This window comes from Pseudomonas sp. GLN_2, from assembly GCF_043106005.1.
Taxonomy (GTDB): Bacteria; Pseudomonadota; Gammaproteobacteria; order Pseudomonadales; family Pseudomonadaceae; genus Aquipseudomonas; species Aquipseudomonas alloputida.
Window position 1 is genome coordinate 65,152 of record NZ_JBICMC010000080.1, and the last position, 20,063, is coordinate 85,214.

Below are 20,063 nucleotides of genomic sequence, written 5' to 3' on the forward strand. Positions count from 1 at the left end.
ATTTGCTGAGCATAGCCGGGATTGCCAAGTGTGGAAAAAATGACCGGCGACGTGACCAGTTGCAGGCCTGGCGCCGGCACACTGTTTTTTCCAGGGCATGCAACGATCCGGGTGGGCCAGTGGTCGAGATAGGGGGTGGTCCACTTTACGGAGACGCGCACATGCAAGGGCGCAAGGCAATGTTGGTGCTGCACGGCAAGCAGGCGATGAACGAAGACGTGCGCAGCGCCGTGCGCGACCTGCGCGATAGCGGCTGGGTGCTGGATGTACGGGTTACCTGGGAGGCGGGCGACGCCCAACGGCTGGTCGCCGAGGCACTGGCGGCGGGTTACAGCCATATCGTCGCCGGTGGCGGGGACGGCACGTTGCGGGATGTGGCCGAGGCCATGGGCTTGGCCGCTACCAACGCCAGCCTGACCTTGTTGCCATTGGGGACGGCCAACGATTTCGCCAAAGCCGCTGGCATCCCCCTGGAGCCGGCATCGGCGCTGGCCTTGCTGAATGTCGCACCACAACCGATAGACCTGGGGCAGGCTGGCGATCAGTTGTTCCTCAACATGGCCACGGGTGGCTTTGGCAGCCAGGTCACCGCCAATACCTCCGAAGACCTCAAGAAAGTACTGGGCGCTGCCGCCTACCTGTTCACCGGGTTATCCCGCTTCAGTGAGCTACAGGCGGCTTCGGTAGAGCTACAAGGGCCAGGCTTCCACTGGCAAGGGGATTTGCTGGCGCTGGGTATCGGCAATGGCCGACAGGCTGGGGGCGGGCAAGTGCTGTGCCCCGAAGCCATGGTCAACGACGGTTTGCTTGACGTCGCTATTCTGCCTGCACCACAGGAAGTGGTGGGGGCTCTGCGGGACCTGTTGGGTGGTGACGGCCTGTTCGTTCGGGCCAGGTTGCCATGGGTCGAGATCAAGAGTTCGCAGGGGTTGGACATCAACCTCGATGGCGAGCCGTTGCAAGCTGCCAATCTGCGTTTTCAGGCAAGGCCGGCGGCGTTGCACCTGCACCTGCCTGCCGGGTCGCCGTTGCTCAGTCATCCAGGCTGATGATTTTTTCGCGTACGGCGAACAGCACCAAGCCGGCCACGTCGTGAATCTGCAGGCGCTTCATGATTTGCGAGCGGTGAGTTTCCACGGTCTTGATCGACAGGCCCAGACCCGCCGCGATTTCCCGGGTGGACTTGCCGCGCACGATCAGGCGCAGGATCTCAAGTTGCCGTGAGGTCAGATTATGCCGTTCGCCAGCGCTTTGCTTGCCTTGTTTGGTGTGCCGCAGCGCCTGGTTGATGACGGTGTGGGCGATGGCCGGGCTGAGGTAGCGCTCACCGTGGCGTACGGCACCCAGCGCCTGTTCCAGCTCGGTGGCGCTGGTGTCCTTGAGCAGGTAGCCGTGGGCACCGCTTTCCAGCGCCCGCATGATCAGGTCCGGGTCGGTGTGCATGGACAGGATCAGCACTTTGCAGGTACTGCCGCTGGCCCGCAGTTGGGTGAGGGCGTCCAGGCCGCTGGTCGAACGCATGGAGATGTCCAGCAAGATGATGTCGGGCGCCAGTGTGCGTACCTGGTCGAGTAGCTGGTTGCCGTCGTCGGCTTCGCCGACCACGTCATAGCCGGGGATATCGCAGACCAGTGCGCGCACCCCGGCGCGGATCAGCGAGTGGTCATCTACCAGCAGTAGTCTACAGGTCATGGTTGGTAATACTCCTGGCGCGTTGCTGGGTGCGCGGGGACCACGGGAACATCGCTTCGATCTGCGTGCCTCGGCCATGCTGACTGGTGATGTCGAGGCTGCCCTGCAGCGCGATTACCCGCTCCTGCATGCCGGCCAAGCCGCGCTGACCGGCTTCGGCCGGGTGCCGGGCAGGGGCGAAACCACGACCATCGTCGTGGATCGACAACGCCAGCCCCTCAGGGGTGCGTTGCAGGCGGATGACCAGGTTGTGTGCCTGGGCGTGGCGCAGCATGTTGGTCACTGCCTCCTGGGTAATACGGAACACCGCCATGGCCACGGCTTCGTCGATGCCGCCCAGGCGCTGGTTGCACGCCAGGCTCCAGTGCACGCCGCTGCTGGCCAGGGTGCGTACCAGGTGCGCGCGCAGGCTGGCCTCCAGGCCAAGGCTGGCCAACTGCCGGGGGTTGAGCAGCGCGGAAACATCGCGCACGTTACCGAGGGTGTCATCCAGCGTGCTGCGCAGGGCGTCGCAGTGCCCCTGCAAGTCTTCGGGCATGCGCCGTTGCAGCCACTGCAGTTGCAGCTTGGCAGCGGTGAGCAGTTGACCGATGTCGTCGTGCAGTTCCCGGCTCAGATGCTGACGCTCGTCTTCTTGCACCTTGAGCATGCGCTCGGCCAGCTCGGCCGGGCGCAGGTGGATCGACCTGGCGCCCAGCCCCAGTTGTACAACAGCACCCAGCGTGGCGACCAACTGCAGCACCAGCAGGGTGGCCGGGATTGTCTGGTTGGCCAGGTACAGCGCCATGTTGGCAACCAGTGAGGCCACGCAAAGCCCGACCGTTGCCCAACGCAGCACGGCGGCGCGGGAGCAGCAATGCAAAGAAGTCTTCAAGCGTGGAAACATAGGTAGGGAGGCCACTGAAGTATTGCTGATGGAGGCCTTGCACAATGCTGCTCAGAGGCTTTGGCGCAGTACTTTCGTTGTTTTTTCGAACACGTATTCTTGCCACCTTTGTTCCGGTCGCAAGCGTTTGTGGGGGCGCATATTACCACTTTGCATTGCATCGGTCGCGGCCGTGTAACGCGTTGAAACGCCTACTGGTCGGGCCCTTTCGGGTAGCAAAGTGCCACCCTTTAATCGCCCTGTACCCACTTGTGCTGTAACTAACGCGGCAATGATTCAAGGGCATGCACCGAAAGCCTGGTGAACTTTCCAAGTTCGACCATGGTCGGGTTTCAATAAAGTTGCTTAGTTGCACTTTGCGTCAGGTTAATGCATGCGATTAGAGCGGCTGGGGCGGTTGCCGGTTGCCACGTCACTGGGCGGGTGAATGCACGCGCTGCCTTCTTCATCGCAGGACGCGCAGGCTGGCGCAAAGGGGGGGTGTACGACTTTGGCCAATTCACCCAGTAGAACCAGTTGCTCGCCGATGTCCAGGTTCAGCCGCCCTGTACGGCTATCGACCAGCTCCAACTGCCAGGCCAGCAAGGTCAGGCACGCCTCTATCGCGGGTAGGGCTTCACGCTGCAGGCAACCACCGTGACAGGCCGGGGCGAGCAACTGTTGCAGGGCGGTGGTGTAGTGGGCAACTTCACGCAGGCCCAGGCGCGTAGCTTGACGGGCGATAGTGTCGAGGGTGTTGTTCAGGCAACTGCAGGCATCCGGGTCATTGTCTATAAGCTCCAGATGCTGCAGGCATTCCTGGGCCTGGGTCAGCAGTACCTGGGCATCCAGCAGGAAGCCCTGCAGGGCGTCATCGAACGATAAGGCAGTGTCCATCATCAAGTCCCCGCGCGTGGGGTAGGCGCAGGGGGCGGGCACGCCGAAACGATAGCTAGCAAAAGCCTGACTCCATTCATGCAATGAGAATGGCGTCACATTAATGGCTAAAGGATATCGCGAACATCAGGTTGCACCCGATTGCCGCTAAGGGTTTCCCTGATCAAGGGCTAGGGTAGGGAACTTTTGTCGTGCCCCCGATTTGCCCTGGCGTGTCGGCAGTAAAACATGATGGTAAAGTGATATCAATTATCTGCGCGGCATTTTCCCGCAAGGGTCAAGGTGTGCGTGAAGCCGCCGATACAGGGTAGATGATTTCACCTTTTAAGACTCAAGCCTGGGGGCTTTCCAATGGCTGGCATTCTCGACACGGTAGACCAACGCACGCAACTGGTGGGTGAGAACCGCCTGGAAATTCTGATGTTTCGTCTGGCCGGTCGCCAGCTGTTCGCGATCAACGTGTTCAAGGTGCAGGAAGTACTGCAACTGCCCAAGTTGACCCTGATGCCCCAGCGCCACGCCTATGTCTGCGGTGTGGTCAACCTGCGCGGGCAGACCCTGCCGGTGATCGACCTGTCCCAGGCGATCGGTATGCGCCCGCTACAGCCGGGGCCGGACAGCACCATCATCGTCACTGAATACAACCGCTCGGTGCAGGCCTTCCTGGTGGGCGGTGTCGACCGCATCGTCAACATGAACTGGGAGTCGATCATGCCGCCGCCTTCCAGTGCCGGTCGCCAGCACTACCTGACTGCCATCACCAAGGTCGATGAGAAGCTGGTGGAAGTGATCGACGTGGAAAAGGTGCTGGCCGAAATCGTGCCCTACAACGCCCGGGTTTCTGGCGACAAGCTCGCCGACCCAGTGCTGGCGCGGGCCCGCGGCCGCGAAGTGCTGCTGGTGGACGACTCCAGTGTGGCCTTGGCGCAATTGCGCGATACCCTGTCTCAGCTGGGCATGAAGCTGCATGTGGCCAGTGATGGCCTGAAGGCGCTGCGCATGCTCAAGGGCTGGGCCGACGCCGGCGAGGACGTGTGCGAAAAGCTGCTGATGGTGTTCACCGATGCAGAAATGCCGGAAATGGACGGCTATCGGCTGACCACCGAGATCCGCAGCGATGCCCGTCTGCGCCAGCTCTATGTGGTGCTGCACACTTCGCTGTCGGGCAGTTTCAACGAATCCATGGTGAAGAAGGTGGGCTGTGACAACTTCCTTTCCAAGTTCCAGCCTGATCGCCTGGTCGATGTGGTCAAGCAGCGCCTGCTGCTGGATACCACCGCCGCGTGAACGTTGTGCCGGCCAGGTATAAGCTTGGCTTTTGGCATGAAGCGAGGCAGCAGGGATGTTTCTCAGTGAGTTGTATCGATACCCGGTGAAGTCGGGGCAGGCGCAAAGCCTGCAGGCATCACCGGTGGGGTTGCTGGGGTTGCAAGGCGACCGGCGCTGGATGGTGGTCGAGGAAGAAAACGGACGCTTCCTGACCCAGCGTGCCTGGCCACTACTTGGCCAGATCGACGCGAGCGATGACGACAGCGGCCAGTTGCTGCTGCAAGCCCCTGGACAGGCGCCGTTGCGGGTGCCTGTACCGCCTGCCGATGATGCCCTGCGCGGCGTGACGATCTGGCGTGATACCCTGCGTGTGCCGGACGCTGGCGATGCCGCGGCGGCCTGGTTGAGTGAGTTGCTGGGCAAAGCCGTACGCCTGGTGCATTGCCCGGAGCAGCGTGCGCGTTACCTGCCCAATGGTTACGGTTTCAACAGTGACCGTGCGGCGTTTCCGGATGGCTTCCCCTTGCTGCTGATTGGGCAGGGCTCGCTGGACGAGCTTAACCGGCGTATTGGCCGGCCCCTGTCGATGCGGCGCTTTCGGCCCAACCTGGTGGTGCAGGGCGCGGAGCCGTTTGCCGAGGATGCCTGGAAGCGGATTCGCATCGGCAGCTTGGTGTTTCGCGTGCTCAAGCCCAGTGTGCGCTGCATCTTCACGACCATCGATCCGGCTACCGGGGAGCGCAGCGCTGACCGTGAGCCGATGGCCACGCTGAAGACTTTCCGCGAAAAAGAAGGCGACGTGCTGTTCGGCCAGAACCTGGCTGTGGATGGCAGTGGGTGGCTGGAGGTAGGGATGGAAGTAGAAATCCTGGAATAGGTGTGTTGCCTGTACCGGCCTCTTCGCGGGTGAACCCGCTCCTACAACGACCGCGTAACCCTTGTAGGCGCGGGTTCACCCGCGAAGAGGCCGGTACAGGCTCAACAGCAATCACATGTCATCGAAATACCGTTCATGCCAATCCACCAGTGGCTGCGGTGAATTCAGCTTCTGCCCGTAGATCACCGAATACGACAGCACGTTCTGTACATACTGGCGTGTTTCGTCGAACGGGATCGACTCCACCCACACATCGAAGCTCAGGTGCTTGGCCCCTTTGAGCCACTGTCGCACGCGCCCGGGCCCGGCGTTGTAGGCTGCCGAAGCCAGCACCCGGTTGCCGTTGAACTGGCTGTGTACCTGGCTCAGGTAGGCCGCCCCCAGCTGGATGTTCTTGTCCGGGTTCAGCACTTGCGCCGGTGAGGCCAGCGGGATGCTGAACTTGCGTGCGGTTTCCTTGGCCGTGGCCGGCATCAGTTGCATCAGGCCGCTGGCGCCCACGGGTGAGCGTGCGTCCTCCATGAAGGCGCTTTCCTGGCGAGTGATGGCGAATACCCAGCTCGAATGCAGGCCGCGAACCTTGGCTTCACGCACCAGCGTGTCGCGGTGGGCCATGGGAAAGCGGATGTCCAGGTCGTCCCAGTACCGGGCCTGGCTGATGGTGCGGATGGCCGGGAAGTACCAGCGCAGCTCATAGCCCAGGCGTGCCTGCGCAACCATTTCGTCACGGGTGAAGTGGCGGCTGACGTGGTACCACTCACGGCGGCCGTCGACGATCTGACCGCGGGCGTGGAATTCCAGTGCGCGCTGGATGCCGGGCGTGTTGCGGACCTTCTTGACCAGTTGTGGGCTCAGCAGCAGCGGCTTGTTGTTCAGCTGGTACGGTGTTTGTGACCGGTCGGCGGCGAGGAAGCCATAGAAGTCACGCTCACGCGCTGCGGTCTTGTAAAGCAGTGGGATCTGCGGGTTGTTTGGCTGTGCCAGCTCCAGGCTGCGAGCCTGCCAGTACTTCCAGCGGCTGGTGCTGGCCAGATCCTGGGGAAGGCGCTTGGTCAGCTCGTAGGCGTCATCCCAGCGGCCCAGGCGCAGCAGCAGGCGAAGGCGCCATTCGCTGACAGTGTTGTCACGCAGCTCGGGATCATAGCGGGTCATCAGGTCGAGCGCGCGTGGGTCGTAGCGGCGTGCGAGGGTCAGGCCGATTTCGCGGGCGATGGCCACCTTTTCGTCACGCGAGAAGTGCATGCGCTGCGCGTAATCGTCGAGCAGTGCCATGGCACGCTCCGGGTCCTGCCGGGCCAGGCGACGAAGGCCGAGGCTGACCACGTCGGACATGGCCTCGTTGGCCGGGGTAAAGCGCGACGGCTGGTTAAGCAGCTCGGGCTTCTGCGCAACGTCGATCAACAGGCGCCCCTGCGGGCCGAGGGTGGTCAGGGACTTGACCAGGGTGTTGGCCAGGCCGTAGTTGCGCGCCTGGGCTGCCAGCTTGGTGCGTTCCCAGCGCTTGGCCTCGGTTAGCTGGCCTTCGGCTGCCCACATGCCGAACAGCGTGTCGCAGGCGGCAGGTTGCGATTTGCCGACGTTCCACAGCTTGTCTGCGGTGGCGTAACCTTCGGCGCGCAAGCCGTGGCTGAGCTGGTATTGGCCGTTGAGGCAGTCCAGCTCGGTGAAGTTGAGCTTGGGGTCGTAGTACTTGACGAAGGTATCCCACTCGCCGCGTTCGGCCAGCCAGCGCAACCAGCGCAGTTTCATCCAGTTGGCCTGGGGCAGGTCGCCATGCTTGGCCAGGAAACCTTCGATTTCCTGGTTGCTGGCGCTTTTCAGGCGGGCGGTGAGTTCGTCGTAGGCCAGGTAGGGCGTCAACGGGTAGTCGCTCAAGGCCTGGGCATAGCGCAGGTAGGGGCCTTTGTCGCCTTTGGCCAGCGCTCGCTTGGCTTCGTCATAGTACTGGCGTTGCAGGGTCAGGTCGGTGGCCTGCGCCGCGCTGGTGGCAGCGGTAAGCAGCAGGCAGGATGCGATGTGTAACAGGCGGCTGCGCATGATACGTCCGGGCAGTTGAACCATGGGGAGTGTCGGCGGAGCCAGCACTGTTGAAAGCTATTGCCTTAGCTTAGCTGTTTGCCGGCGGTGGGTGAAAGCACTGTGCTTGTATCGGGAAATTAAGCTCGACCAGATGTCGCCAGGTGCTCGCCGGTTGGCCTGGCGGATGCCGTCGGGGGCCAAGTCAGGTAGAATGCGCGCCCGATTTATGGAGACGAACATGACCCTGCTCAAATTCAGCGATGTGTCCCTCGCATTCGGCGCCATGCCGCTGCTGGACAAAGTGTCCTGGCAGATCGCTCGTGGCGAGCGGGTGTGCATCATCGGCCGCAACGGCACCGGCAAGTCGAGCATGCTGCGCCTGGTCAAGGGCGAGCAGAAGGGCGACGACGGTGAAATCTGGCGTGCCCCTGGCCTGAAGATCGGTGAGTTGCCACAGGAGCTGCCGGTGGCCGACGAGCGCACGGTGTTCGACGTGGTAGCCGCTGGTCTGGACGGCGTGGGCGAATTGCTGGCGCAGTTCCACCACCTGAGCATGAACATCCAGGGCGATGAAGACCTGGAAAAACTCATGCACGTCCAGCACGAGCTGGAGGCCCGCGACGGCTGGCGCCTGCAGCAGGTGGTGGAAAGCACACTCAGCCGCCTGCAGCTGCCGGCCGACAAGACCCTGGCCGAGCTTTCCGGTGGCTGGCGCCGCCGCGTACTGCTGGCCCAGGCGCTGGTGTCCGAGCCCGACCTGCTGCTGCTCGACGAACCGACCAACCACCTGGACATCGGTGCCATCGCCTGGCTCGAAGAGGCCCTGCGTGGCTTCAACGGCGCGGTATTGTTCATCACCCACGACCGTTCGTTCCTGCAGAACCTGGCCACCCGTATCCTCGAACTGGACCGCGGCGGCCTGATCGACTGGAACGGTGACTACGCCAGCTTCCTGGTGCACAAGGAGGCCGCACTGGCCGCCGAAGAAACCGCCAACGCGCTGTTCGACAAGCGCCTGGCCCAGGAAGAAGTGTGGATCCGCCAGGGTATCAAGGCTCGCCGTACCCGCAACGAAGGCCGCGTGCGTGCACTGAAGGCCCTGCGTGTGGAGCGTGGCGAGCGCCGTGAACGACAGGGCAAGGCCAACATCCAGATCGAAGCCGCGGACAAATCCGGCAAGCAGGTGATGGTGCTGGAAAATGTCAGCTTCCATCACGCGGACGGCCCCCTGCTGGTCAAGGACTTTTCCATGGTCCTGCAGCGGCAGGATCGCATCGGTCTGCTGGGCGCAAACGGCACTGGCAAGACCACGTTGCTCAAGATGATGCTGGGCGACCTTGAGCCCACTGCGGGTAAAGTGGAGCGCGGCACCAAGCTTGAGGTGGCCTATTTCGACCAGATGCGCCACCAGCTCGACCTGGAAAAGACCGTAATCGACAACCTGGCTGAAGGCCGTGATTTCATCGAGATCGATGGCCAGAACCGCCACGTGCTGAGCTACCTGGGCGACTTCCTGTTCAGCCCCCAGCGCGCGCGTACGCCGGTCAAGGCGTTGTCGGGTGGTGAGCGTGCACGGTTGCTGCTGGCCAAGCTGTTCAGCAAGCCGGCCAACCTGCTGGTGCTTGACGAACCGACCAACGACCTGGACGTGGAAACCCTCGAGCTGCTGGAAGAGGTGCTGTCCAACTACAAGGGCACCGTGCTGATGGTCAGCCACGACCGGGCCTTCCTCGACAACGTCGTGACCAGCACCCTGGTGTTCGAAGGCGAGGGCAAGGTGCGTGAGTATGTGGGCGGTTACGAGGACTGGATTCGCCAGGGCGGCTCGCCGAAGCTGCTGGGTGTGACCGAGAGCAAGGGCGGTAAGTCTGCGCTCAACAGCGCGGTGGTGGAGAAGGTCGAGGCCAAGCCTGAGCCTGTTGCGGCGCCGGTGGTGGAAGACGCTTCGAAGAAAAAGCTGAGCTACAAGCTGCAGCGTGAGCTGGAGATGCTGCCGGGGCAGATCGATGAGCTGGAGCAGCGTATGGCTGAAGCCCAGGAAGAAGTGAATGCGGCGGGCTTCTATCAGCGGCCGATTGCAGAAACTTCGGCGGTGCTGGCACGGATCGAGAAGCTGCAGGGCGAGCTGGATGTCTTGGTGGAGCGCTGGGCTGAGCTGGAAGGCTGATTGGCGTTAGCCCGTTCCGGCCTCTTCGCGGGTAAAGCCGCACCTGCAGGGATTGCCATACCCTTGCAGGCGCGGGCTGGCCCGCGAAGAGGCGGGTTCAGGTCCAGTCAATCCTTCTTCAGCAAGCGTACCGCCAGCACGTCACACGGCGCACCGTGCAGCACATCGTTGGCCGTGGAGCCCAGCAGCAATGCCAGGCCGTGACGGCCATGGCTGCCGACAACGATCAGATCGCACTGCTGGTCCTTGGCCAACTGGTGGATTTCCTGGCGAGGCTGGCCGTAGGTCAGGTGCGAGTCGCCGCGGTTGATTCCCGGGTATTTGTTGAACAGGCGGTCCATGCGCTCCTTGGCCTGGTCGAACTGCTGCTGTTGCAGCTGCGACAGGTCCATCGGTACGTCACCGCCGAAGGCCATGGCCATCGGCTCGACGATGTGCACCAGGGATACCTTGGCATTCGAAGGCTCTGCCAGCGCCATGGCGCGCTTGATCACCGGGTCGCATTCTTCGGTCAGGTCGACGGCGACCAACAAATGTTCGTATTGCATGAGCGGTACTCCTGACAATCGCGATAGAAGAAGTATGGTCGCTTTAGGGCGGGTCTACCGTGAAAAATGGCTAACCAGCTCATTTGCAACGCTTTATGGGAACTACTGATATGACGGTATTGCTGGTGGTGTCAATCCTTGCGCTGATTCTCAGTCCGCTTTCCTGGCTGCGCAGCTCGCGCAAGCAGAGCGAGCAGATGAAGTTGCGCCTGGAGGCGCGGCGCATGGGGTTGGCCATGCAACTGGCGCCGCAGCAGTGGCCGCACTGGCTGGAAAAGGAGCCGCCAAGCCCTTGCCCGCAGTATCACAGAGCCCGGCGCCGTGGGCATGAGGACAGCTTCAGCTTCTGGCAGGTCAGCCCCGGGGTGTGGTGGAACCAGTGGCGCGAGCCCTGCGAAGACCCACGCTTCATGGGCGCCTTGTCGCGCTTGCCGGCGAGTGTATACAAGGTCGAGGCCGATGCGCGGATGATTGCCCTTTACTGGACCGAACGTGGCGATACTGCTGTGTTGCAGGATGTTGCCTACGCCCTCGAAACCTTGGCTTGAGCGCCGCCCATGCGCGACCCCTATAGGCGCGGATTCATCTGCGAACACTGGCAGAGCCGGTGCCAAACTCCGCGGTGCCTGCTTCGCGGGTAAACCCGCTCCTACGGGGGCATCCAGGCGGGTCAATCTGTTCTGTAACGACAAAGCGGCGGCTCGGCATAACCCTGAAGGGGTGGGGTGCCAAGTCGCCGCTTTGCGTTCTGCTGCGCAGAAAAGGCCAGGCAGGCCGGGTTATTCATTCAAGCAAGTGCCAGTGTAGTCGCCTTGGCTCGCCGCGCAAGCGCAAAGCAATCAGCCAATGCTTGTGGTCAATCGCTGACATGAATGACCAGCGATCACTGTCATCATGTTTTGTACCCGAACGATAGAAAATGACTGGAAAGTCGCGTTTTCGCCGTGCTCGTGAGCATTTGACAACGCCCATCTTTTCGGAGAATGTGTGCACACCCAAATCAAACGGGCGTATGAATTGAGCGTTTGTATGTCATGACGCCAAGCCATACTTCCGACTAGCGCGCTGACGGGTGTGCCTGGGGCAAGGCAGCTTAGGCCTGCTTCTGCTGCAGCGATCGGCGTGTACAGTTCAGCTTCCATATCGTGGAGATCAGTTGATGATTTACGAAGGTAAAGCCATCACGGTTAAGGCTCTTGAAAGTGGCATCGTCGAGCTCAAGTTCGACCTCAAGGGTGAGTCCGTCAACAAGTTCAACCGCCTTACCCTGAACGAGCTGCGCCAGGCCGTCGATGCCATCCGGGCCGATGCCTCGGTCAAGGGCGTGATCGTCAGCAGTGGCAAGGACGTGTTCATCGTCGGCGCCGACATCACCGAGTTCGTCGACAACTTCAAGCTGCCTGAGGCCGAACTGGTCGCCGGCAACCTGGAAGCCAATCGCATCTTCAACGCCTTTGAAGACCTCGAAGTGCCGACCGTTGCCGCCATCAACGGCATCGCGCTGGGCGGCGGCCTGGAAATGTGCCTGGCGGCCGACTACCGGGTCATGTCCACCAGCGCCAGGATCGGCCTGCCGGAAGTCAAGCTGGGTATCTACCCGGGCTTTGGCGGTACCGTGCGCCTGCCGCGCCTGATCGGCTCGGACAACGCCATCGAGTGGATCGCCGCCGGCAAGGAAAACCGTGCCGAAGACGCCCTCAAAGTGGGGGCCGTCGACGCCGTGGTTGCCCCTGAGCTGCTGCTGGCCGGTGCCCTCGACCTGATCAAGCGTGCCATCAGTGGCGAGCTGGACTACAAGGCCAAGCGCCAGCCGAAGCTGGAAAAGCTCAAGCTCAATGCCATCGAGCAGATGATGGCCTTCGAGACTGCCAAGGGCTTCGTCGCTGGCCAGGCCGGCCCGAACTATCCGGCCCCGGTCGAAGCGATCAAGAGCATCCAGAAAGCCGCCAACTTCGGTCGCGACAAGGCCCTGGAAGTCGAAGCCGCAGGCTTTGCCAAGCTGGCCAAGACCTCGGTCGCCGAGAGCCTGATCGGCTTGTTCCTCAACGATCAGGAACTCAAGCGCAAGGCCAAGGCGCATGACGAGATCGCCCACGACGTGAAGCAGGCCGCCGTGCTCGGCGCCGGCATCATGGGCGGCGGTATCGCCTATCAGTCGGCGGTCAAAGGTACGCCGATCCTGATGAAGGACATCCGCGAGGAAGCCATTCAGCTGGGTCTGAACGAGGCCTCCAAGCTGCTCGGAAACCGCGTCGAGAAGGGCCGCCTGACCCCGGCCAAGATGGCCGAGGCCCTCAACGCCATTCGCCCGACCCTGTCCTATGGCGATTTCGCCAATGTCGACATCGTCGTCGAGGCTGTGGTCGAGAACCCGAAGGTCAAGCAAGCGGTACTGGCCGAGGTGGAAGGCCAGGTGAAGGACGATGCGATCCTCGCTTCCAACACCTCTACCATCTCCATCAACCTGCTGGCCAAGGCGCTCAAGCGCCCGGAAAACTTCGTCGGCATGCACTTCTTCAACCCGGTGCACATGATGCCGCTGGTTGAAGTGATCCGTGGCGAGAAGTCCAGTGACGTGGCGGTCGCCACCACCGTGGCCTACGCCAAGAAGATGGGCAAGAACCCGATCGTGGTCAACGACTGCCCGGGCTTTTTGGTCAACCGCGTGCTGTTCCCGTACTTCGGTGGTTTTGCCAAGCTGGTCAGCGCCGGTGTCGACTTCGTGCGCATCGACAAGGTCATGGAAAAGTTCGGCTGGCCGATGGGCCCGGCCTACCTGATGGACGTGGTCGGCATCGACACCGGTCACCATGGCCGCGATGTGATGGCCGAAGGTTTCCCGGACCGCATGAAGGACGAGCGTCGCTCGGCCGTTGATGCGCTGTACGAGGCCAACCGCCTGGGCCAGAAGAACGGCAAGGGCTTCTACGCCTACGAAACCGACAAGCGCGGCAAACCGAAGAAGGTCTTCGATGCCACCGTGCTCGACGTGCTCAAACCGATCGTGTTCGAGCAGCGTGAAGTCACTGACGAAGACATCATCAACTGGATGATGGTCCCGCTGTGCCTGGAGACCGTGCGTTGCCTGGAAGACGGCATCGTCGAAACCGCTGCCGAAGCCGACATGGGCCTGGTCTACGGCATTGGTTTCCCTCCCTTCCGCGGTGGTGCGCTGCGTTACATCGACTCGATTGGTGTGGCCGAATTCGTTGCCCTGGCCGATCAGTACGCCGACCTTGGGCCGCTGTACCACCCGACCGCCAAGCTGCGTGAAATGGCCAAGAACGGCCAGCGCTTCTTCAACTGAGCGGTCAACGAGCTAGAGCGAGAGATTTGATATGAGCCTGAATCCAAGAGACGTGGTGATTGTCGACTTCGGTCGCACGCCAATGGGCCGCTCCAAGGGTGGCATGCACCGCAATACCCGCGCTGAAGACATGTCGGCGCACCTGATCAGCAAACTGCTGGAGCGCAACGGCAAGGTCGACCCGAAAGAAGTCGAGGACGTGATCTGGGGCTGCGTCAACCAGACCCTGGAGCAGGGCTGGAACATTGCCCGCATGGCTTCGCTGATGACCCCGATCCCGCACACCTCTGCGGCGCAGACCGTCAGCCGCCTGTGCGGCTCGTCCATGAGCGCCCTGCACACGGCTGCCCAGGCGATCATGACCGGTAACGGCGATGTGTTCGTGGTGGGTGGCGTGGAGCACATGGGCCACGTCAGCATGATGCACGGCGTCGACCCCAACCCGCACCTGTCCTTGCATGCCGCCAAGGCTTCCGGGATGATGGGCCTGACTGCAGAAATGCTCGGCAAGATGCACGGCATCACCCGTGAGCAGCAGGACCTGTTCGGCTTGCGTTCGCACCAGCTGGCCCACAAGGCCACGGTCGAGGGCAAGTTCAAGGACGAGATCATCCCGATGCAGGGCTACGACGAGAACGGCTTCCTGAAGGTGTTCGATTTCGACGAAACCATTCGCCCGGAAACCACCCTCGAAGGCCTGGCGTCGCTCAAGCCTGCGTTCAACCCGAAAGGCGGTACGGTCACGGCCGGTACCTCGTCGCAGATCACCGACGGCGCCTCGTGCATGATCGTCATGTCTGGTCAGCGTGCCATGGACCTCGGTATCCAGCCATTGGCGGTGATCCGTTCGATGGCAGTGGCCGGTGTCGACCCCGCAATCATGGGCTACGGCCCGGTGCCATCGACCCAGAAAGCCCTCAAGCGTGCCGGCCTGACCATGGCCGATATCGACTTCATCGAGCTCAACGAAGCCTTCGCTGCACAGGCCCTGCCCGTGCTGAAAGACTTGAAAGTGCTCGACAAGATGGATGAGAAGGTTAACCTGCACGGCGGCGCCATTGCTTTGGGCCATCCGTTCGGTTGCTCCGGGGCGCGGATTTCCGGCACCCTGCTCAACGTCATGAAGCAAAATGGCGGTACGCTGGGTGTTGCGACCATGTGCGTCGGCCTGGGCCAAGGTATCACCACTGTCTTCGAACGCGTCTGATCGCGTAGCGGGACAGCAGCCGGGGCCTAGTGCCCCGGTTTTGTTTTTTCAGGTTTTCTTCAGGAGGTGTGCAACATGCAGATACAACCAGGCGTATACCGGCATTACAAAGGGCCTGAGTACCGTGTCTTCAGCGTTGCGCGGCACTCCGAAACCGAAGAGTGGATGGTGTTCTACCAATGCCTGTATGGTGATTACAGCTTCTGGGTACGTCCCCTTTCGATGTTCCAGGAGTCCGTCGAATTTGACGGCGAGCAGGTGCCACGCTTTGCTTTGGTCAAGGCCGAAGAGGGGCTGCCCGGGTTGCTGGGCAAGTCGCACGCGTGATCGTCCGAGCTTGACCTCGCACTTTTGCCACTATATATAGCGGTGCCGCGTCTGGCACTTGGCGCGTTTTTTATCTTCAGATTCAGGAATACTCCGATCCATGGGCAAATCGCTGGTCATTGTGGAATCCCCGGCCAAGGCCAAGACCATCAACAAGTACCTGGGCAACCAGTACGTGGTGAAGTCGAGTATCGGCCATATCCGAGACCTCCCCACCAGCGGTTCGGCCAGCGCGAGCAAAGAGCCGGCCGCCAAGCGTGGCAAGGCTGCGGGTGAGGCGCCGGCGCTTTCGCCGAAAGAGAAGGCCCGCCGCCAGCTGGTGGCACGCATGGGCGTCGACCCCGACCATGGCTGGAAGGCCAAGTACGAGATCCTGCCTGGCAAGGAAAAGGTGATCGAAGAGCTGCGCCGCCTGGCCAAGGATGCCGACACCATCTATCTCGCAACCGACTTGGACCGCGAAGGGGAAGCCATTGCCTGGCACCTGCGTGAGGCCATCGGGGGTGACGACACCCGCTACAAGCGCGTGGTGTTCAACGAAATTACCAAGAAGGCCATTCAGGAAGCGTTCTCGCAGCCAGGCGAGCTGGACATCGACCGGGTCAACGCCCAGCAGGCGCGGCGTTTCCTCGACCGCGTGGTCGGTTACATGGTTTCGCCGCTGCTGTGGGCCAAGATTGCCCGTGGCCTGTCCGCTGGCCGCGTGCAGTCGGTAGCGGTGAAGCTGGTGGTTGAGCGAGAGCGTGAGATCCGCGCGTTCATCCCGGAAGAGTATTGGGAGATCCACGCCGACCTCGGCACCGCCAAGAACGCGAAGGTGCGTTTCGAGGTGGCGCGCGAGAAGGGCGAGGCCTTCAAGCCGCTGAATGAAGCTCAGGCCATGGCTGCACTGGAAAAGCTCAAGGCTTCCAGTTACAGCGTGGTCAAGCGCGAAGACCGCCCGACCAGCAGCAAGCCATCGGCACCGTTCATTACGTCCACCTTGCAGCAAGCGGCCAGTAACCGCCTGGGCTTCGGTGTGAAGAAAACCATGATGATGGCCCAGCGCTTGTACGAAGCCGGTTACATCACCTACATGCGTACCGACTCGACCAACCTGTCGGCTGACGCCCTGGATATGGCACGCAGCTACATCGAGCGGGAGTTCGGCAAGCAGTACCTGCCGGAGGCGCCACTGGTTTACGGCAGCAAGGAGGGCGCCCAGGAGGCGCACGAAGCGATTCGGCCTTCTGACGTGAATACCCACCCGACCAAGCTCAGCGGCATGGAGCGTGACGCCGAGCGCCTGTACGAGCTGATCTGGCGCCAGTTCCTGGCGTGCCAGATGCCGCCAGCGCAGTACCTGTCCACCAGCGTTACCGTCGCTGCCGGCGATTTCGAGCTGCGTGCCAAGGGCCGCATCCTCAAGTTCGACGGCTACACCCGTGTGCTGCCACAGCAGAGCAAGCCGGGCGAAGACGACGTGCTGCCAGAGATGGTTCAGGGTGAAGCGCTGAAACTGATCCAGATCGACCCGAGCCAGCACTTTACCAAGCCGCCTGCACGCTTTACCGAAGCCAGCCTGGTCAAGGAAATGGAAAAGCGCGGCATTGGCCGCCCATCGACCTACGCGGCGATCATTTCCACCATCCAGGACCGTGGCTATGTGACGCTGCACAACCGCCGCTTCTACTCCGAGAAGATGGGCGATATCGTCACCGAGCGCTTGTCGGAGAGCTTCTCCAACCTGATGGACTACGGCTTTACCGCCGACATGGAAGAGAACCTCGACGACGTGGCCCAGGGCGAGCGTGACTGGAAGAACGTGCTCGACGAGTTCTACGGCGATTTCAGCAAAAAGCTGCAGACTGCCGAGTCCAGCGAAGACGGCATGCGCGCAAACCAGCCGACCATGACCAACATTCCGTGCAAGGAATGTGGTCGGCCGATGATGATTCGCACCGCCTCTACAGGCGTGTTCCTGGGCTGCTCTGGCTACAGCCTGCCGCCGAAGGAGCGCTGCAAGGCTACCGTCAACCTGGTGCCGGGCGACGAGATTGCCGCTGACGACGAGGGCGAGTCGGAATCGCGCGTGTTGCTGGGCAAGCACCGTTGCCCGATCTGCGCCACGGCGATGGACGCCTACCTGCTGGACGAGAAACACAAGCTGCACATCTGCGGTAACAACCCTGATTGTGTCGGTTACGAGATCGAAGAGGGCAACTACCGCATCAAGGGTTACGAAGGGCCGAGCCTGGAGTGCGACAAGTGCGGTAGCGAGATGCAATTGAAGACCGGCCGTTTCGGCAAGTTCTTCGGCTGCACCAACCCGGCGTGCAAGAACACCCGCAAGCTGCTCAAGAGCGGCGAGGCGGCGCCACCGAAGATGGACAAGGTGGACATGCCGGAGCTCAAGTGCGAGAAGGTCGACGATACCTACGTGCTGCGCGACGGTGCTTCCGGATTGTTCCTGGCTGCCAGCCAGTTCCCCAAGAACCGCGAAACCCGTGCGCCGCTGGTGCTGGAGATTGTGCCGCACAAGCATGAGATTGACCCGAAGTACCACTTCCTGTGCGATGCGCCGCAGAAAGACCCGGATGGCCGCCCGGCGGTGATTCGCTACAGCCGCAAGACCAAGGAGCAGTACGTGCAATCCGAGGTCGATGGCAAGCCGACCGGCTGGAAGGCGTTCTACGACGGTAATGCCTGGAAGGTTGAAGACAAGCGCTGATCCATCGGTGCTGTAATGTGGGGCCGCTTTGCGGCCCCAATCATTTATGATGCAGATATCCGCCTTGTAGCCTTATGGGAGGGCACTGAAATGGCCCAGGAACTCTACACCCGCACCAACCAGAAACTGTTCTTCGCCGGCCTCGCCCTCGAGTCCATGGCCAAGGCTGAACAAAGCCAGGCCATGAATGCCCAAGGCCTGGTTCAGGCTGAGCGCGAGTCGGCGCTGTTCCACCTGTATGGCGCTCTGTTAGGCCTGTGCCATGAAATCGGGGGCTTCTATCGCCTGCCGGTCGTCGCAACGGTGGAGCAAGCCCTGGCCGACGATGCCCTGAACGGTATCGCCATTCCGGAGGTGGCCGAGTTGCTGGAACTGGCCCGCCAGCGGGAAACCTGGCTGGCGCAAATGCTCGGTGCTTATGCCGATTTGTTCCGACCACCGGTCGCCAGAAAAGCGCCGAAAACCGACGTTACCCAACCCCTGATTCAAGCTGTCAATCTTGATGAGCCTGAGCATCCAGCGCTGTCGCGTGCCGAGCTGGAAAGCTGGCGCAATGACCTTAAAAGTTTGGTGAGACGTTTCCGTGACGCGTTGAGTGAGTGCTGATAGCCGCAACGGCTGGTACAATAATCGCCTTTCGCGGAGAACTGCCATTTATGTCTACGTCTTTTCTGGAAATTGTCGAGTTGCCTGACGGCCGCATCGAGCTTCGTCGCGCCGAGGATGAGGGCTCTCTGGTAACCCTGGATTTCTCGGAAGACGCCAAGGTGTTCCTGCAGGGTCAGCATGTGGAAGTGGCCAAGGCCATGCTCAGTGTGGGCGTGCAGATGGCCGGTCGCCTGATGGATGGCGAGCTCGAGCGTGATGAAGGGCCGCGTGTGCTGCACTGAGTGTGCAGCAGCGTATCAGGCTATTTGAAGTGACAGGCAGAGCCTGAACATCAGCCGAGGCGGATGTTCAGGCTTTGTGCGTTTCCGGCACTGGCTGCACGTAGCAGTTGCTGGCGTGCAGTGGCATTGACGTTGCCCAGCCAGCTCACCACGGTGTGGCTGAGGCCCAGGTGCAAAGCCTCACAGGCCAGTTGCAGCGCACTTTGATTGCTCCGGGGTTGCAGCAGCAGAATACGTTCACGGTTGAGCCCGGCATCGCGCAGCCAGGCCTGGGTCAGGCTTGGCGGTGGGGCGATCAGGGTCAGCCAACGGGCCTCGTCCTCTTCGCTCAGTTCGCGCAGCACGGGTGCCAGCAGGCTTTGGCAGTGGCCAGGGGCACCGCGCAGCGACAGTTCGCTGAACAGCTCGGGCTGACTGCTCTTGCGCGCCGGTTCCCTGGCTTTCAAACCAGGCAGCACGGGCTGAGCGAGGAATGCTTCGAACAGGGGCAACTGGGCTTGCTCGGGTGCGTGAATGAACTGCTGCATGACGCCTCCTGGATCAGCGGCGAATGACGCCGACGCTCAAGCCCTCGATCACCAGCTCCTGTTCTTTCAGGTCGACTTCGATGGGGGCGAATTCGGGGTTTTCGGCAAGCAGCCAGACTTTGCTGCCTTCGCGCTTGAAGCGCTTGACGGTCACTTCGTCGCCGATACGCGCTACCACGATCTGGCCGTTACGGGCTTCACGGCAGGTGTGCACCGCCAGCAGGTCACCGTCGAAGATGCCGACGTCCTTCATGCTCATGCCGTGTACGCGCAGCAAATAGTCGGCTTGGGGGTGGAAGAAGGCAGGGTTGATGTTGCAGGATTGCTCGATGTGCTGTTCGGCAAGAATCGGCGCACCGGCAGCGACCCGGCCGATGATGGGCAGGCCGGCTTCTTCGGCCTTGGCTTCCAGGCCAGGGATGCGGATGCCGCGGGAAGCGCCCGGCGTCATTTCGATCGCGCCCTTGCGGGCAAGGGCCTTGAGGTGCTCCTCGGCGGCATTGGGCGACTTGAAGCCCAGCTCCTGAGCAATCTCGGCGCGGGTAGGCGGGAAGCCGTTGTCTTCCAGGCAGCGCTTGATGAACGCGAGAATTTCGGCTTGGCGTGGCGTCAGTTTCAACATGGTAAGCGCTCTGTCTTTTTGTACAGTGACTGGGATTATATACAGTACTGGGTGCGCTGCAAGCCAAAAACCGCAATAAACAGAAGAGGTGGCGCTTGCAGTGGGCCGGCTGGCGCTTTTAAATGGCGACCGCCCAGTC

18 protein-coding genes are annotated in these 20,063 nt (G+C 61.8%); 11 read left to right on the forward strand and 7 right to left on the reverse strand.

Annotation, left to right across the window (positions count from 1 at the left end; translation table 11 throughout):
- Nucleotides 1–161: 161 nt before the first annotated feature.
- Complete coding sequence (gene yegS / locus ACF8Q6_RS19055; RefSeq protein WP_392490426.1) at nucleotides 162–1,049, forward strand: lipid kinase YegS; 888 nt, start codon at nucleotides 162–164, stop codon at nucleotides 1,047–1,049.
- Here yegS and ACF8Q6_RS19060 read toward each other — a convergent pair.
- The 3 genes from ACF8Q6_RS19060 to ACF8Q6_RS19070 all read right to left on the reverse strand — a co-directional run bounded on the left by ACF8Q6_RS19060 (nucleotide 1,033) and on the right by ACF8Q6_RS19070 (nucleotide 3,454).
- Nucleotides 1,033–1,692, reverse strand: a complete 660-nt coding sequence (locus ACF8Q6_RS19060; RefSeq protein ID WP_012053165.1) for a response regulator transcription factor — start codon at nucleotides 1,690–1,692, stop codon at nucleotides 1,033–1,035. The two genes, yegS and ACF8Q6_RS19060, sit on opposite strands and share 17 nt — an antisense overlap.
- Nucleotides 1,682–2,578, reverse strand: a complete 897-nt coding sequence (locus tag ACF8Q6_RS19065) for a sensor histidine kinase (RefSeq protein ID WP_392490425.1) — start codon at nucleotides 2,576–2,578, stop codon at nucleotides 1,682–1,684. The genes ACF8Q6_RS19060 and ACF8Q6_RS19065 overlap by 11 nt, the downstream gene beginning before the upstream one ends.
- 366 nt (nucleotides 2,579–2,944) lie before the next feature.
- The gene (locus ACF8Q6_RS19070) at nucleotides 2,945–3,454 is read right to left on the reverse strand and encodes a hypothetical protein (RefSeq protein ID WP_017147798.1); all 510 of its coding nucleotides are present in this window, start codon (nucleotides 3,452–3,454) and stop codon (nucleotides 2,945–2,947) included.
- Between the two features lie 351 nt (nucleotides 3,455–3,805).
- Between ACF8Q6_RS19070 and ACF8Q6_RS19075 the strand changes: the two genes are divergently transcribed.
- The gene (locus ACF8Q6_RS19075; RefSeq protein WP_003248753.1) at nucleotides 3,806–4,741 is read left to right on the forward strand and encodes a chemotaxis protein CheV; all 936 of its coding nucleotides are present in this window, start codon (nucleotides 3,806–3,808) and stop codon (nucleotides 4,739–4,741) included.
- Between the two features lie 55 nt (nucleotides 4,742–4,796).
- Nucleotides 4,797–5,600, forward strand: coding sequence for an MOSC domain-containing protein (locus ACF8Q6_RS19080; RefSeq protein WP_392490424.1), 804 nt, complete (start codon nucleotides 4,797–4,799; stop codon nucleotides 5,598–5,600).
- Between the two features lie 111 nt (nucleotides 5,601–5,711).
- Here ACF8Q6_RS19080 and ACF8Q6_RS19085 read toward each other — a convergent pair whose 3' ends face one another.
- Complete coding sequence (locus tag ACF8Q6_RS19085; RefSeq protein ID WP_392493117.1) at nucleotides 5,712–7,637, reverse strand: transglycosylase SLT domain-containing protein; 1,926 nt, start codon at nucleotides 7,635–7,637, stop codon at nucleotides 5,712–5,714.
- A 220-nt stretch (nucleotides 7,638–7,857) separates the two neighbouring features.
- Here ACF8Q6_RS19085 and ACF8Q6_RS19090 point away from each other — a divergent pair, with 220 nt between their 5' ends.
- Nucleotides 7,858–9,786, forward strand: coding sequence for an ATP-binding cassette domain-containing protein (locus ACF8Q6_RS19090; protein ID WP_003248759.1), 1,929 nt, complete (start codon nucleotides 7,858–7,860; stop codon nucleotides 9,784–9,786).
- 107 nt (nucleotides 9,787–9,893) lie between these two features.
- On the opposite strand, the gene ACF8Q6_RS19095 is transcribed toward ACF8Q6_RS19090, so the two are convergent.
- Nucleotides 9,894–10,334 (reverse strand): universal stress protein, encoded by a 441-nt coding sequence (locus ACF8Q6_RS19095; protein WP_012053160.1) that lies wholly within the window; start codon nucleotides 10,332–10,334, stop codon nucleotides 9,894–9,896.
- 110 nt (nucleotides 10,335–10,444) lie between these two features.
- Here ACF8Q6_RS19095 and ACF8Q6_RS19100 point away from each other — a divergent pair, with 110 nt between their 5' ends.
- The 7 genes from ACF8Q6_RS19100 (at nucleotide 10,445) to ACF8Q6_RS19130 (ending at nucleotide 18,775) form a co-directional block, all read left to right on the forward strand.
- Nucleotides 10,445–10,882, forward strand: coding sequence for a hypothetical protein (locus ACF8Q6_RS19100; protein ID WP_003248762.1), 438 nt, complete (start codon nucleotides 10,445–10,447; stop codon nucleotides 10,880–10,882).
- Between the two features lie 611 nt (nucleotides 10,883–11,493).
- Nucleotides 11,494–13,641, forward strand: a complete 2,148-nt coding sequence (gene fadB / locus ACF8Q6_RS19105; protein WP_014591781.1) for a fatty acid oxidation complex subunit alpha FadB — start codon at nucleotides 11,494–11,496, stop codon at nucleotides 13,639–13,641.
- A 31-nt stretch (nucleotides 13,642–13,672) separates the two neighbouring features.
- Nucleotides 13,673–14,848, forward strand: a complete 1,176-nt coding sequence (gene fadA, locus ACF8Q6_RS19110; RefSeq protein ID WP_010953128.1) for an acetyl-CoA C-acyltransferase FadA — start codon at nucleotides 13,673–13,675, stop codon at nucleotides 14,846–14,848.
- 75 nt (nucleotides 14,849–14,923) lie between these two features.
- Complete coding sequence (locus ACF8Q6_RS19115; protein ID WP_003248769.1) at nucleotides 14,924–15,175, forward strand: DUF1653 domain-containing protein; 252 nt, start codon at nucleotides 14,924–14,926, stop codon at nucleotides 15,173–15,175.
- A gap of 100 nt (nucleotides 15,176–15,275) precedes the next feature.
- Entirely contained in the window at nucleotides 15,276–17,885 is a 2,610-nt protein-coding gene (topA, locus tag ACF8Q6_RS19120; protein ID WP_003248770.1) for a type I DNA topoisomerase, read from the forward strand.
- 90 nt (nucleotides 17,886–17,975) lie between these two features.
- Complete coding sequence (locus ACF8Q6_RS19125; RefSeq protein WP_003248773.1) at nucleotides 17,976–18,491, forward strand: DUF6586 family protein; 516 nt, start codon at nucleotides 17,976–17,978, stop codon at nucleotides 18,489–18,491.
- Nucleotides 18,492–18,541: 50 nt separating this feature from the next.
- A complete protein-coding gene (locus tag ACF8Q6_RS19130) occupies nucleotides 18,542–18,775 on the forward strand; it encodes a hypothetical protein (protein ID WP_003248777.1) in 234 nt (77 codons plus the stop codon).
- Between the two features lie 50 nt (nucleotides 18,776–18,825).
- Here the strand turns inward: ACF8Q6_RS19130 and sulA are convergent, their stop codons facing one another.
- Nucleotides 18,826–19,302, reverse strand: a complete 477-nt coding sequence (sulA, locus tag ACF8Q6_RS19135; protein WP_014753928.1) for an SOS-induced cell division inhibitor SulA — start codon at nucleotides 19,300–19,302, stop codon at nucleotides 18,826–18,828.
- 13 nt (nucleotides 19,303–19,315) lie between these two features.
- Nucleotides 19,316–19,924: a transcriptional repressor LexA gene (gene lexA / locus ACF8Q6_RS19140; protein WP_010953131.1), complete on the reverse strand. Its 609-nt coding sequence runs from the start codon at nucleotides 19,922–19,924 to the stop codon at nucleotides 19,316–19,318.
- Nucleotides 19,925–20,063: the final 139 nt, after the last annotated feature.